Annotated in this window: 13 protein-coding genes and 1 pseudogene; 12 read left to right on the forward strand and 2 right to left on the reverse strand. The window is 33.9% G+C overall.

Annotated elements, in window-relative coordinates:
• The first annotated feature begins 171 nt into the window (after positions 1-171).
• The 6 genes and pseudogenes from ACPWTF_RS11910 to ACPWTF_RS11935 all read left to right on the forward strand — a co-directional run bounded on the left by ACPWTF_RS11910 (position 172) and on the right by ACPWTF_RS11935 (position 5,978).
• The gene (locus ACPWTF_RS11910) at positions 172-879 is read left to right on the forward strand and encodes an HAD family hydrolase (protein WP_248728701.1); all 708 of its coding nucleotides are present in this window, start codon (positions 172-174) and stop codon (positions 877-879) included.
• Positions 879-1,508, forward strand: coding sequence for a CatA-like O-acetyltransferase (locus ACPWTF_RS11915; RefSeq protein WP_427875583.1), 630 nt, complete (start codon positions 879-881; stop codon positions 1,506-1,508). Before ACPWTF_RS11910 ends, ACPWTF_RS11915 begins: the two co-directional genes overlap by 1 nt.
• 33 nt (positions 1,509-1,541) lie before the next feature.
• Complete coding sequence (locus ACPWTF_RS11920) at positions 1,542-2,936, forward strand: hypothetical protein (protein ID WP_427875584.1); 1,395 nt, start codon at positions 1,542-1,544, stop codon at positions 2,934-2,936.
• Between the two features lie 157 nt (positions 2,937-3,093).
• Positions 3,094-4,230 (forward strand): OmpA family protein, encoded by a 1,137-nt coding sequence (locus tag ACPWTF_RS11925; protein ID WP_427875585.1) that lies wholly within the window; start codon positions 3,094-3,096, stop codon positions 4,228-4,230.
• Between the two features lie 186 nt (positions 4,231-4,416).
• Positions 4,417-4,935 carry a ferritin gene (locus ACPWTF_RS11930; protein ID WP_095930276.1) on the forward strand — a complete coding sequence of 173 codons (519 nt, stop codon included), beginning with the start codon at positions 4,417-4,419 and terminating at the stop codon, positions 4,933-4,935.
• Positions 4,936-5,286: 351 nt separating this feature from the next.
• A pseudogene (locus tag ACPWTF_RS11935) lies at positions 5,287-5,978 on the forward strand (DUF2461 domain-containing protein).
• 69 nt (positions 5,979-6,047) lie between these two features.
• Here the strand turns inward: ACPWTF_RS11935 and ACPWTF_RS11940 are convergent.
• Positions 6,048-6,380: a single-stranded DNA-binding protein gene (locus ACPWTF_RS11940; protein WP_250834763.1), complete on the reverse strand. Its 333-nt coding sequence runs from the start codon at positions 6,378-6,380 to the stop codon at positions 6,048-6,050.
• A gap of 177 nt (positions 6,381-6,557) precedes the next feature.
• Here ACPWTF_RS11940 and ACPWTF_RS11945 point away from each other — a divergent pair, with 177 nt between their 5' ends.
• From ACPWTF_RS11945 to ACPWTF_RS11960, 4 genes are read left to right on the forward strand one after another with little or no spacing between them, the layout of a single operon-like run.
• Entirely contained in the window at positions 6,558-8,087 is a 1,530-nt protein-coding gene (locus ACPWTF_RS11945; protein WP_427875586.1) for a GNAT family N-acetyltransferase, read from the forward strand.
• Complete coding sequence (locus ACPWTF_RS11950; RefSeq protein WP_057115356.1) at positions 8,084-8,431, forward strand: hypothetical protein; 348 nt, start codon at positions 8,084-8,086, stop codon at positions 8,429-8,431. The genes ACPWTF_RS11945 and ACPWTF_RS11950 overlap by 4 nt, the downstream gene beginning before the upstream one ends.
• 15 nt (positions 8,432-8,446) lie before the next feature.
• Positions 8,447-10,840: a M28 family peptidase gene (locus ACPWTF_RS11955; protein ID WP_427875587.1), complete on the forward strand. Its 2,394-nt coding sequence runs from the start codon at positions 8,447-8,449 to the stop codon at positions 10,838-10,840.
• 29 nt (positions 10,841-10,869) lie between these two features.
• Positions 10,870-11,739 carry a tetratricopeptide repeat protein gene (locus ACPWTF_RS11960; RefSeq protein ID WP_427875589.1) on the forward strand — a complete coding sequence of 290 codons (870 nt, stop codon included), beginning with the start codon at positions 10,870-10,872 and terminating at the stop codon, positions 11,737-11,739.
• Positions 11,740-11,790: 51 nt separating this feature from the next.
• Here ACPWTF_RS11960 and ACPWTF_RS11965 read toward each other — a convergent pair whose 3' ends face one another.
• Positions 11,791-12,186 carry a rhodanese-like domain-containing protein gene (locus ACPWTF_RS11965; RefSeq protein WP_427875590.1) on the reverse strand — a complete coding sequence of 132 codons (396 nt, stop codon included), beginning with the start codon at positions 12,184-12,186 and terminating at the stop codon, positions 11,791-11,793.
• 146 nt (positions 12,187-12,332) lie between these two features.
• Between ACPWTF_RS11965 and ACPWTF_RS11970 the strand changes: the two genes are divergently transcribed.
• Positions 12,333-13,235, forward strand: coding sequence for a LysR family transcriptional regulator (locus tag ACPWTF_RS11970; protein ID WP_427875591.1), 903 nt, complete (start codon positions 12,333-12,335; stop codon positions 13,233-13,235).
• A gap of 108 nt (positions 13,236-13,343) precedes the next feature.
• Complete coding sequence (locus ACPWTF_RS11975) at positions 13,344-13,670, forward strand: N-acetyltransferase family protein (protein ID WP_427875592.1); 327 nt, start codon at positions 13,344-13,346, stop codon at positions 13,668-13,670.
• Positions 13,671-13,682: the final 12 nt, after the last annotated feature.

A 13,682-nucleotide genomic window follows, 5' to 3' on the forward strand; every position in this document is an offset into this window, starting at 1 on the left:
CCACAGATTTAAAAAATTAACACAGATTATTAATTAATTTTAAAAAAATATCAAGCTCCCGATAGCCATCGGAATGGCAGATTAAGCAAATAAAAAATCATTTTAATCTTAATAATCTGTGGCAAAAAAACTTGAAACCTGAAACAAACAGAACTTGAAACAAAAAACTCTATGTTACATAAAACTAAAATACCAAACTTAAAAGTAATCGCTTTTGATGCCGATGATACTTTGTTTGTAAACGAACCTTATTTCGAGGAAACCGAACATAAATTTTGCGCCTTGATGGAAGATTACCTTTCACATCAAGGCATTTCGCAGGAATTATTCAAAATAGAAATTGCCAATCTGCCTTTGTACGGATATGGAATCAAAGGATACATTCTTTCGATGATTGAAGCGGCAATGAATATTTCTAACAATACAATTCCTGTTGAAGTTATTGAAAAAATCATTCAATACGGAAAAGAATTACTGGAAAAACCAATCGAATTGCTAGACGGAATTGAAGAAACTCTTGAAGCCTTAAAAGGAAAATACAAATTGGTCGTTGCTACAAAAGGCGATTTAAAAGATCAGCACAGCAAATTGCATCGTTCTGGTTTGGGGCATTATTTTCATCATATCGAAGTAATGTCAGACAAACAAGAAATCGATTATCAGAAACTTTTAGGTCGTTTAGACATCCAAGCACATGAGTTTTTGATGATCGGAAATTCATTAAAATCAGATGTTCTTCCTGTTTTAGGAATTGGCGGTTATGCTGTTCATATTCCATTTCATACTACTTGGGAACACGAAAAAATTAATCATACTATAGAACACGAGCATTTTAGTTCATTTGAAACTATTGCAGAAGTGGTTCCGAATTTATTATAATGAAAACATTATTAGACCTAGAAAATTGGAATAGAAAAGAGCATTTTGCCCATTTCAAACAAATGGAAGAACCCTTTTTTGGAGTCACCGTAGAAATTGACTGCACCAAAGCGTATCAAACCGCAAAAAGTATAAACGCTTCTTTCTTCATTTTCTATTTGCATAAAACTTTGGCTGCGGTAAACGCCATTGAAAATTTTAAATATCGAATTTCAGAAGACAAAATATACATAAACGATCAAATTGATGCATCGGCAACAATTGGTCGTGAAGATGGCACTTTCGGATTTTCTTTAATTGAATATCATCCAGATTTTAAAACATTTGAACAAATTGCCTTAAGCGAAATCGAGCGCATTCAAAACACAAACGGACTTTTTACCAGATCTTTTGATGATGATAATCTGATTCATTTTTCGGCAATTCCGTGGTTGAATTTTAGTTCGATAACTCATGCACGCAGTTTTACGTATCCAGACAGCTGTCCAAAAATTTCGTTTGGCAAAATGATGGTTTCCGAAACTGGAAAAAGAACCATGTCAATGGCCGTTTATGTTCATCATGGTTTAATGGACGGAATGCATGTTGGTCAGTTTGTAGATCTTTTTCAAGAGCTTATGAATCAGTAAAATAATCGGAATGATTTTTGTGCCCAAAAACATATGAAGCGAATTTTTCTTTTTTTGTTTTTTATCTCTAGTTCTGTTTTGTTAAGTCAAACAGTACTAACTTCTTATGCAATAGATTTAAAAAACCAAATTGGCCAATCTGAAATTATGATTGGTGAAAATACGATTACTCATGATGTTTTTCTTTTTGCTGCCAGTGCAGATAGCCTTTCGATATTAAAGTACAATAGTGCTTTATTTCTTAGAGATAAATTTGTTACAAATCGTCAGTATACTCAAAACAGATCTTTAATGGGTTACAGTTTCAGCGAAGATGGAAATCCTACTTTATATTGGTTTTCGAAAGAAGACAAATCAATTATTTTAATTAAATATTATCTGGAAAACAAAACCTCTAGAGCATTAAAATTTCAGATTCCGCTTGAAGAGAATTCGCTAATAACAAATTATCAGAAAGACAACAACTTCTATTTGTTGATGAAAGATCGAACAAAAGAGGCTTTAATTGCTTTTATTTTTAAAAACGGAATGGCCGAACAAAAGTTTTTAGATTTTAGCGCTTTCAAATTTATAGATCAGAAAAACCAGCCTAAAACATTTCATCAAATTTTGTTTGAAAATCCAATAGAACTGATGGGATCTGGCGAATACAATCCGTTGTATAAGGTTACTGCCAAAAGTAAAATTTATACCCTTCCTAATCGCTTGATTCTAACTTTAGATCAAAACTTTAGAAAAACGCAATTGTTTGATATTAATTTAGAAAACCTAGAAATAAAAGAAAAGACATTTTTAAAACCGGTTGGAGATAAAAACCCAAAAACATCTAATTCTTATTATCACGAGAATAAATTATATCAAATTAATCTTAATGCCGATGAGCTTTTGCTTGACATCAAAGATTATGGATCTGGTGAATCGATAAAGTCTTTTGCGGTTTCAAAAAAAGACACCATTCGTTTTAGCAATTCCCCTTTACTAATGCAAATTGAAGATCGTGAGCCCAGAAAGTTAAAGAATACAGCGAAATTTTTAAAAGCTTTATCTTCCCTAGACGCTGGAGTTTCGGTTTATAAAAACGAGAAAAATCTCTTTATCACACTAGGAGGAAGCGGAAGAGATTTTAATACGGTATCTATTAATGGCTTTAATTTTAGTGATCCTTTTGGAGATTTTCCTTCAAATAATTATTATAATGTCGAGACCAATTATTCTGTTTTTTTCGAAAGCATATGGACAAAAAAACTAGAACCAACACAAGAAACACACGAACCTTTTGCTACAGATAAAATCTTCTACTTTTTAGATTCCCATCGAGAAGCAGTTCTTCCTAATTCTGTTAAACTAAGTAATTATACCATTTTGACTTATTATGATATTGTTGCGAAACAGCTTGTTCTTCGCAAATTTGCTGACGGATTTAATTAAACCCATTCGTTGATAAAAACTGTTTACTTTTATTTTCCTTATTTTTTATCTCTTAGATTTTTGCCAATTACCCTATTTTAATACTTTTTTGTCTTTAAGGGAAAGTTTTTACTTACAATTTGTCGTTGTTTTGGACAATATTTAAAATTAAGAAACAATGAAAAAAATTGTAATGACTCTTGCATTTGCCCTGGCTTTAACAGGAGTACATGCGCAAACAGAAAACAATAGCAGCTATAATAAGTGGTCTGTAGAACTAGCTGGCGGACTAACTAAACCTCAACGCTCATTTTCAGCAGGTTACTCAACAAGTACTCCAAGTCCTTGGGTTGGCGAAGTAGGGGTTCGTTATATGTTCAACAACAAATTTGGTTTAAAGGCCGATTTTGGATACAACAGTTTTACTTCAAAAAGCAACTCTATCGATTTTGATTCAAAAAACTACAGAGTAGATTTACAGGCTGTTGCTAACTTAGGTCGTATCATGAATTTTGAAACGTGGACAAACACTGTTGGTTTATTAGGACATGCTGGTTTCGGTTATGGTCAGTTAAGAAGTGATAACTTTAAAGGAGCAGATGAAGTAGGTAACTTTATTGCCGGTGTAACTGGACAAATAAAATTATCAAACAGAGTTGCTTTAACGGGTGATTTCTCTACTATTTTGAATGCATCACAAGATCATACCTTTGACGGAGCTTATGTAGCTCAAAACAGAGGTTTCTCAGGATTGATTTTTAATGGTACAATTGGTTTAAATGTGTACTTAGGGAAAAATGCAAAACATGCAGACTGGACTGTAACTTCAAGTGAAGGTAACAATGTGGATATTTCTGGTTTAGAAAGCAAAGTAGCAGATCTTGAAGCACAAATCAAGAAAATACCTGCTCAAAAAGAAGTAGTTGTTGAAAAACAAATAAACACTCCTCAGGCAACTGATAATGAATTAATCAGAAGAATGATTAATGACAAATATTACAGTGTTTACTTTGATTTCAATAAAACAACTCCAATCGAGAACTCAACAGCTGCGATTGACGTTGTGTTAAATTACTTAAGAAAAAACCCTTCTGCATCTCTAGACCTTGTTGGTTATGCTGACCAAGTTGGAAAAGCTGAGTATAATGAAAAATTATCTTATACTAGAGCTACTAACGTAAAAACAATTTTCGAAAAAGCTGGAATTGCTTCTTCTCGCTTAAATGTTGTTGCAAATGGTGCAGATACATCAATTCAAAAAGATTCTGACGAAGCTAGAAGATTAGCTAGACGAGTTACTTTTATTGTAAAATAATTTCTTTTTAATACTTGATTCGAAAGTCCTTAAGATTTTTTCTTAGGGGCTTTTTTTTATGCTACATAACTAAATCCTAGCTTCTTACTATTATTATACTGAAATTAATCTAAGAGTCTAATGTTTTCGAGCTTTAGAAAAATGAAATGAATAATTTTGCTTAATTTTACAAAAAAGACACTTATTATGTTAGCAAAAAATATTGAATCGGCTTTAAACAAGCAAATCCGCATAGAAGCAGAATCTTCGCAAACTTATCTTTCTATGGCTTGTTGGGCTGAAGTACAAGGATTAGAGGGAATCGCTCAATTTATGTACACACAGTCAGATGAAGAGCGCGCGCATATGCTTAAACTAGTTAAGTATGTAAACGAACGCGGAGGACACGCTCAGGTAACAGATCTTAAAGCACCAAAAACAACTTATACTACTTTCAAAGAGATGTTTGAAGAGCTTTACAATCACGAACTTTTTGTTTCGCAATCAATCAACGAATTAGTGCACATTACTTTTGAAGAAAGAGATTATGCTACACACAATTTCTTGCAATGGTACGTTTCTGAACAAATTGAAGAAGAAGCTACAGCTAAATCGATCTTAGATAAAATCAACTTAATTGGTGATGATAAAGGCGGACTTTATTTGTTTGATCGTGATATTCAGCAATTAACAGTTACGAGTTCAATCGCTATCAATCCTAAATAAAAAAGTTAAAGTTTATTTAGAACATTTAAAAATAACTTTTTTGGTTTATATTTGTCTCTGTTTTTAAAATTCAGAGGAAAAAGTGAGCAAGAAAGAAAAAGACAAGGACAAAAAAAAGGATAAAAAGAAAAAGAAAAACAAAGATATCCTTGATAAAATTAAGAAGATTGAAAACTGTAAATCTTCTTGTTGCGAGAAATATAAAAAAAGCGAAAAGAAACGCTGTTCACGCTGTCCTATGTTTGACTTATTCAAAAAAACTGCTTAATACAATATAGAAAAACCCATCAGATTTCTCTGGTGGGTTTTTTAGTTTTAAATTGCAGTCACTTTCGATTTTTAAATTCAATTATGGAAAACACTGTTACAATTCCCAAATCTAGTCTTGACTTTTTAGTTGAACTGAAAAAGAACAACAATAAACCTTGGTTTGAAGAACATAAACCACAATATTTGATAGAGCTCAATCATATTGAAAATTTTGCAGGCGCTTTATTGAAGGAACTTTCCAAAACTGATGTTTTAGAAAATGCTTCTGGCAAGAAAAGTGTTTATAGAATTTATCGAGACATTCGTTTTTCTAAAGATAAAACTCCTTTTAAGCATTATTGGGGAGGAAGTTACACACGAGCAACTGCAGCAAGACGTGGCGGTTATTATTTTCATCTGGAAAAAGGAAACAGCTTTTTTGCTGGTGGTTTCTGGTGCCAAATGCCGCAGATTTAAAACGAATCAGAACCGAATTTGCTCATGATCCCGAAACCTTTCAAGAAATATTGAATTCAGATTCTTTCAAACGCAATTTTGGCACTTTGCAAGGAGAACAGCTCAAAACAAAGCCAAAAGGTTTTGATGTTGATCATCCTGCCATTGATTTGCTTCGTTTCAAACAATTCTTGGTCATAAAACGTTTTACCGATGAGGAAGTATTGAGTCCGAAATTTTTAGAAATGGCTTTGGACGCTTTCAAAAATATGAGACCTTTTTTTGATTATATGAGCGAAGTTCTTACAACTGATGCTAATGGCGTTTCGATACTTTAATTCATTTATAAAAACAACAAACCCGACAGGTTTCAAAAACCTGTCGGGTTTAACGATTTCACAAGAGCGTTATTTACTTAGAAGTAAAATTTCATTTACTACAACCTCGGTTATATAACGTTTCTCTCCGTTTTTATCATCATAGCTTCTGTGTGTCAGTTTTCCTTCAACAGCGATTTCTTTACCTTTTACAACATACTTTTCTATAAGTTCTGCCGTTTTTCCCCAAGCAGTTATGCGATGCCACTCTGTTTGTTCTACTTTCTCGCCTTTATCATTTCTATAAACCTCATTTGTTGCGATCGTAAGGTGTGCTAGTTTTCTACCGCTTTCTAATGTTTTAATTTCTGGATCATTTCCAACATTCCCAATTAACTGAACTTTGTTTCTAATTGCACTCATGGCGTATACTATTTTAATGTTACTATTAAATTGAATCGTTTATCAAATTCAACATGGCAAAGATGCGAAAGCTCAGACGAGACAGTCGGTTATTAACTATTTACTATCGACTGTAACTATTTGTAAGCGTTTGTAAATGGAAATTGTTTTTTGTATATTTGAGATAAATCTTACGATATGCAGGCAAAAATTAAAAAAGTAGAGTTACGAAATCTTGAAATAGAAGACTATAAGCAATTAAAAAAATCGATGATCGAATCGTATCCAGAAATGGCCGATTCTTATTGGAGATCTGAGGATATAGAAAGACTTCTTTCCATTTTTCCAGAAGGACAGCTGGTGATTTTGGTTGACGGAAAAGTTGTTGGCTCTGCCCTATCTCTTATTGTTGACGAAAAATTAGTAGAAAAAAGACATAATTATCAGCAGATTAGTGGCGATTATACCTTTTCGACCCACAATCCGAATGCTGAAATTTTATACGGAATAGATGTTTTTATTCATCCTAATTATAGAGGCTTGCGTTTAGGACGCCGTTTGTACGATGCAAGAAAGGAACTTTGCGAACAATTGAATCTTAAGGCGATTGTTTTTGCAGGAAGAATTCCGAACTATAGAGAACATGCCAAAAAGATGTCTCCAAAAGCTTATATCGAAAAGGTGCGTACCAAAGAATTGTACGATCCGGTTCTTTCTTTTCAGTTAAGCAACGATTTTCACGTTTTGAGAGTCATCAAAAATTACCTTGAAGGAGATGAAGAATCGAAAGAATTTGCGGTTCTATTGGAATGGAATAATATTTACTACGACGATAGTCCGAAGCTGATTAATTTGAAGAAGAATATTATTCGCTTAGGATTAATTCAATGGCAGATGCGTCCGCTTAATAATGTTGAAGCGCTTTTTGAACAAGCCGAATTTTTTATTGACGCCGTTTCGGGCTATGGTTCTGATTTTGCTTTATTTCCAGAATTATTTATTGCGCCTTTAATGGCCGATTACAATCACTTGTCTGAAGCAGAAGCCATTCGTGAACTGGCTCGTCACTCTGATCCTATTAGAAAAAAGTTTCAGGAATTTGCCATTTCATACAATATCAACATTATTACTGGAAGTATGCCTTATCTCGAAGGCGGAAATCTCTATAATGTTGGCTTCTTATGCAAAAGAGATGGGACATCAGAAATGTATACCAAAGTTCATATCACACCAAACGAAGTTATCCATTGGGGAATGAAAGGCGGATCTCAGTTTAAAACCTTTGACACCGATTGCGGTAAAATTGGAATTTTAATCTGCTACGACGTTGAGTTTCCAGAACTTTCTAGACTTTTAGCAGATGAGGGAATGAATATTTTGTTTGTACCATTTTTAACAGATACTCAAAACGGGTACACTCGCGTAAAACATTGTTCGCAGGCACGCGCCATCGAAAATGAGTGTTATGTAGCCATAGCAGGTTGCGTTGGAAATCTTCCGAAAGTAAATAATATGGATATTCAATATGCACAGTCTTCTGTATTTACGCCATCCGATTTTGCTTTTCCAAGTAATGGAATCAAAGCAGAAGCTACGCCAAACACAGAAATGACCCTAATTGTAGATGTTGATTTAAACTTACTGAAAGAACTTCATGAACATGGAAGCGTAAAAACATTAAAAGACAGAAGATCCGATCTTTATGAAATTAAAAAATTGAATTCATGAAAACATGCCTCGAATGCTCAGCCAAAATTGTTGGCAGAGAAGACAAGAAATTCTGCTCAGACAGTTGTCGAAATGCCTACAATAACAAAATAAATAAAGATAGTACGAATTTCATGCGAAATATAAACAACAAGTTACGCAAAAATTACCGTATTTTGGCAGAGTTAAATGTAGACGGAAAATCGAAAGCTTCGAGAGATAAATTACTAACAAAAGGTTTTGATTTTGAGTTCTTTACAAACATTTTACAGACCAAGACAGGAAATACATATTATTTCTTGTACGATCAAGGCTATCGTTCCTTGGACAATGATTATTTTATGCTTGTTAAAAAAGAAATATAGTTAGTATTTATTACCATGAGAAAAAACCCCACCTCAATTCTAGCCATAGTCTGCGTTTTAGCCTTACTTGGCATTATATACGCCACGATGATGCCGCAAGGAATCTCTAAAGATGACGAAGCGCTTGCTGAATTTTCGACCGAAAGAGCCTTAAATCAGGTCGAAATTATTGCACAGAAACCACACTATGTAGGGTCAACCAATCACGAACTTGTTGCCAACTATTTAAAACTAGAATTAAACCGAATTGGTTTAGAAACGAGTGTCCAGGAAGGTTTTACTCTAAACGATAAAGGTCTTTTGGTAAAGTCAAAAAATATTTTGGCTCGAATTAAAGGAACTAACAATACAAAAGCACTTTTACTTCTTTCTCATTATGATAGTGCGCCGCACTCGTTCTCAAAAGGCGCAAGCGACGATGCTTCTGGAGTCGCTACTATTTTAGAAGGTGTTCGTGCCTTTTTGTACTCAAAACATCCTCAAAAAAACGATATTATCATATTATTCTCAGATGCTGAGGAATTAGGTTTAAACGGCGCTGCTTTATTCGTAAACAAACATCCTTGGGCAAAAGACGTTGGTCTGGTTTTAAACTTTGAAGCAAGAGGAACTTCTGGACCGAGCTACATGCTGATGGAAACCAATAAAGGAAACCAAGCTCTGATTAAAGAATTTACCAAAGCAAAACCTTCACATCCCGTTTCAAATTCGTTGATGTACAGTATTTACAAAATGCTTCCTAACGATACCGATTTAACTGTTTTTAGAGAACAAGGAAATATTCAAGGTTTTAATTTTGCATTTATCGATGGGCATTTTAACTATCATACGCAACAGGATGATGTTCAACATCTAAACAAAAATACATTGGCGCATCAAGGCACTTACATCATGCCTTTGATAAAATACTTCTCTAATATTGATTTAAACCAAACTGAGTCTACAGAAGACGATGTTTATTTCAACGCTCCTTTTACTTTCATCAGTTATCCGTTTACTTGGGTAATGCCAATGACACTTATTGCTTTTGGCTTATTGGTCATTTTCATTTTCGTTGGAAAAGTAAAACGAATCATTACTTTCACAGAAATTTTTAAAGGTTTTGTTCCGCTTCTTGGATCACTTATAATTGCAGGATTGGTAACGTTTTTAGGATGGAAACTTGTTCTTGAAATCTACCCACAGTATTCTGATCTTCTAAACGGATTTACTTATAACGGACATGCTTACATTGGCGCTTTTGTTACATTAAGTATTGCAATTTGTTTTGCTTTTTACCATCATTTTTCTGAGGCAAAAACAACGATGAACCATTTTGTGGCGCCCTTACTGACTTGGATCATCATTAATGCGTTTTTAGCAAATAGCTTAACAGGTGCAGGTTTTTTAATTATTCCGGTTTATTTCGGAATCTTATTGTTCGGAATCTTTGTCTTTACACAACATTACAGTTTAGGAATGAATTTACTATTTTCTATTCCTGCCCTAGCAATTGTTGCGCCTTTCATAGTAATGTTCCCAGTTGGTTTAGGTCTTAAAATATTGTACGGAAGTGCTGTTCTAACCGTTCTTTTGTTCGGATTATTGCTTCCGATATTTGGAGCATTTGCAAAAAAAGGAGCTTGGATTGTTGTTTTCTTCCTTTCTTCTATGGCTTTCTTCATTTATGCAGGATACAATTCTGGTTACGAACATGGTAAAGCAAAATCGAATAGTTTACTATATGTTTACAATGCAGACAACAATTCGGCTGTTTGGACAACATACGATACTAATTTGGACGAATGGACTAAATCTTACCTAGGCGAAAACAATCAAAAAGCAGTTGGATTAAATACGCTTCCTCTGGCAAGCAAATACAACACCACGTTTACCTATAGCGCTATTGCTCCTGTTGTTGAAGTTCCGAAACCAACAATTCAGTTTTTAAGAGACAGTGTAATTGGAAATAATAGATATCTAAAAATCAAAATTACTCCAAACAGAAAAGTAAACCGTTACGACATTTATGCTAATCCGAAAATGACGTTCTTTAACTTTAAAGCAAACGGAGTGGCAACTTCTGGCGAAAAAGGAAATCGCCTGCAAAGAGAAGACAGCAAAATTTTATGTTATTATGTTGTAGGGAATGAACCGCTTGAAATGGAATTCTACATCAATAAATCGTCTATTTTTGATATGGATTTAATCGAAAGTTCATTCGATTTAATGAGCAATCCGCTATTGAATGTTAAACCAAGAAATGATTGGATGATGCCAACACCATTCGTTTTAAATGATGCCATTTTAATACAGCAGAAAATCAAAAGATATGTGCCGCCAGTAAAACCTCTTGAGCCTGTTGTTCCAGTAGATAGTTTGGCGGTAAGTAAAGATACTTTGAAACCGGCTGTTGTTAAACCAGAATAAGAAAATCACTCTAACCTTAATCATTTAAAATGAAAAAAAACTTCTCGTTATTTTTAACTTTTAGCGGCTTTCTGGCACTGAATGCGCAAACCGTTGAAGAAAAAATCGCCACAAAAGCATGTGATTGTTTAGAAAAAAGTTCGAAAATTACCGAAGATGTTTATAGAGATTGTCTAACTAAACCAATGAGCGAACTGATCTTGACAGATAAAGATCCTAAAGTTAGAGAATCAATAAATACAGTTGAAGGCATTCAGGGTATGATTTTGAAAGTTCAAGGTGTCATTTCAAAAAAATGCCCAAATCTGGTTCCAGAATTAACGGAAAACAAAGATGATGTTTTTTATAGCAAATCAAAGAACCAAAACGCACAGAACTCTTATGTAATTGCAAAAGATTTTATGCGCCAGAGCAACTATAAAATGGCTATTGAAAGTTTTCAGCTGGCTTTAAAAGAAGATCCAAATTTTGTTCTTGCTCTTGATGACATGGCGGTTTCTTACAGACAATTAAGCGATTATGATAATGCCATTAAATATTATAAAAAATCGCTCGAAATTTATCCCGAAGGAAATTTTGCGCTGATGAATATTGGTGTTGCTTATACTTTTAAATCTGATTATCAAACTGCGATAAGTTATTATGAAAAGCTAATTCAATATCATCCAAACAATGCTGAAGGCTATTTTGGAGCTGGAAAAAACTATTTCATGCTGAAAGATGATGAAAAAGCTTTAGATAATCTTTTTTTGGCCCATATCATTTATACCAATGAAAATTCTGAATATGCAAAAGATTCAGAACAGCTTATAGGTGCTCTTTACCAGAAAATGAAATCGGAAAACAAAGAGGATGTGTTCAAAAAAATTGCGGAGAAAAACAACATTAAAATTGAATAAAACTTAAATAAAAGGCAGACTTATAATTCTAAAGTCTGCCTTTTTTCAGTTTTAGCAAGCGCATTCTATTTTCAAACCTTGCTTTTCGCCTTTTGTGCCTTCGGTTGCATATCCGTCGATTTTCCACCATTCTAGTCCGCCAATTAGTTCTTTTACTTTAAAACCTAATTTCGTCATATTCAAAGCTCCTTTTGTCGAAGCATTACAGCCAATTCCGGTGTAATATGTCACATACAGAACATCTTTATCTAAATGACTTGTAGTTTCTAAATTCATTTCGCGATGCGGAATATTAACCGCATTCGGAATATGTTCTTCATCGTATCCAAAAGCTCTTCTGGCATCGATTACAATTATTTTCTCGCCATTGTTTAAAGCTTCAAATAAATCAGACGGATCCATTTCAAAAGCTAGTTTGTTTTCATAATGTTTAATTTGTGCTTCCATGTTGTTTGCGTTTTAATGTTTTACTTTTCCAAAAGTAGCCGAACATCAAACATCATAAAAACGAAAAGAATTCATCAAAAGCATTACTTTTTTTCATGCAAAAGCCAGTCTAAAATTTTGTTACTTTGCGTATTAATTCTTCAAAAATGGAAATACGCCACTTAAAATTGATAAAAGCAATTGTCGAAGAAGGAAGCATCACAAAAGCGATCGACAAGCTTCATTTGACACAATCGGCTTTGAGTCATCAGCTTAAAGAAGCCGAATATCAATTGGGAACAGCCATTTTTTTAAGAACAAATAAAAAACTAGTACTTACAAAAGCAGGCGAAAAAATCTACGAACTGGCCAATGAAATCCTGAACAAACTTGCCGAAGCCGAAACTCAAATCAAACAAATGGTCTTTGGCGAACATGGCGAAATCCGAATCAGTACCGAATGTTTCTCAAGTTACCATTGGCTTCCTTCCGTTTTAAAGCAATTTCATCTTTTATACCCAAATGTCGAATTGAAAATAGTAGCCGAAGCAACTCATATCCCGTTGCAAAAATTACTGGAAAACACAATTGACATTGCCATTGTAAGCGATCAGATAAAAGACAGCAATATAAAATATCAAGAGCTTTTTCAGGACGAGGTGGTAATGGTCGTTTCTAAAAATCATGCTTGGGCAGATAAAAAATATGTCGTTGCAGAAGATTTTATCAACGAGCATTTTATAATTCATTCGCTTCCGTTAGAAACCGTTACTATTCATCAGTTCCTTTTGGCTCCAGCCAAAGTAAGTCCGAAGAAAATAACTCCGATGCCATTAACCGAAGCTTCTCTAGAAATGGTAAAAGCCGATATGGGAGTCATGTCGATGGCAAAATGGGCATTTACGCCATATTTAAAAACCACCTCGCTAAAAGCAGTAAAAGTTGGAAAAAATGGTTTAAAAAGAAAGCACTTCATTGCAACACGCGCCAATGAAAGTTATCCTGATTATTTCTATCATTTCATCAGCTTTTTACAAAACGAAATCAACTTGCAATGGAATATTCAATAAGAAACTGCGAAATCACAGACTTGCCTAAACTATTGGTTTTAATTCAGAAGCATGCCGAATTTGAAAAAGCCGAATTTTCTCCTGAAGGAAAAGAAAAAGGTTTAAAAAATGCTTTATTTGGTGCCAAACCCAAAACTATATTGTTTGGTTGTGGCTACAGAAGAAACCATTGTCGGTTATGCCTCTTACACTTTTGATTTTTCAACCTGGAATGCGCAAGACTTTCTTTACATGGATTGTTTGTTTTTGGAAGAAGAAACGAGAGGTTTTGGAATTGGCGAAATCTTAATCGAGAAATTAAAAGAAATCGGAAAACAAAACAATTGCGTCAACATACAATGGCAAACTCCAGAATTCAATACAAGAGCTATTAAATTTTACAACAGAATGGGCGCAAAAGGAAAAGACAAAGTCCGATTTACTTTAACTTTGTAAATCTTTTTAAAT

The organism is Flavobacterium sp. MMS24-S5 (assembly GCF_050320125.1).
Taxonomy (GTDB): domain Bacteria; phylum Bacteroidota; class Bacteroidia; order Flavobacteriales; family Flavobacteriaceae; genus Flavobacterium; species Flavobacterium tyrosinilyticum.

Bases quoted from the DNA above. Each gene is read 5' to 3' on its own strand.
- ACPWTF_RS11910 (WP_248728701.1), top strand. From the start codon at position 172: ATGTTACATAAAACTAAAATACCAAACTTAAAAGTAATCGCTTTTGAT.
- ACPWTF_RS11915 (WP_427875583.1), top strand. From the start codon at position 879: ATGAAAACATTATTAGACCTAGAAAATTGGAATAGAAAAGAGCATTTT.
- ACPWTF_RS11920 (WP_427875584.1), top strand. From the start codon at position 1,542: ATGAAGCGAATTTTTCTTTTTTTGTTTTTTATCTCTAGTTCTGTTTTG.
- ACPWTF_RS11925 (WP_427875585.1), top strand. From the start codon at position 3,094: ATGAAAAAAATTGTAATGACTCTTGCATTTGCCCTGGCTTTAACAGGA.
- ACPWTF_RS11930 (WP_095930276.1), top strand. From the start codon at position 4,417: ATGTTAGCAAAAAATATTGAATCGGCTTTAAACAAGCAAATCCGCATA.
- ACPWTF_RS11940 (WP_250834763.1), bottom strand. From the start codon at position 6,380: ATGAGTGCAATTAGAAACAAAGTTCAGTTAATTGGGAATGTTGGAAAT.
- ACPWTF_RS11945 (WP_427875586.1), top strand. From the start codon at position 6,558: ATGCAGGCAAAAATTAAAAAAGTAGAGTTACGAAATCTTGAAATAGAA.
- ACPWTF_RS11950 (WP_057115356.1), top strand. From the start codon at position 8,084: ATGAAAACATGCCTCGAATGCTCAGCCAAAATTGTTGGCAGAGAAGAC.
- ACPWTF_RS11955 (WP_427875587.1), top strand. From the start codon at position 8,447: ATGAGAAAAAACCCCACCTCAATTCTAGCCATAGTCTGCGTTTTAGCC.
- ACPWTF_RS11960 (WP_427875589.1), top strand. From the start codon at position 10,870: ATGAAAAAAAACTTCTCGTTATTTTTAACTTTTAGCGGCTTTCTGGCA.
- ACPWTF_RS11965 (WP_427875590.1), bottom strand. From the start codon at position 12,186: ATGGAAGCACAAATTAAACATTATGAAAACAAACTAGCTTTTGAAATG.
- ACPWTF_RS11970 (WP_427875591.1), top strand. From the start codon at position 12,333: ATGGAAATACGCCACTTAAAATTGATAAAAGCAATTGTCGAAGAAGGA.
- ACPWTF_RS11975 (WP_427875592.1), top strand. From the start codon at position 13,344: ATGCTTTATTTGGTGCCAAACCCAAAACTATATTGTTTGGTTGTGGCT.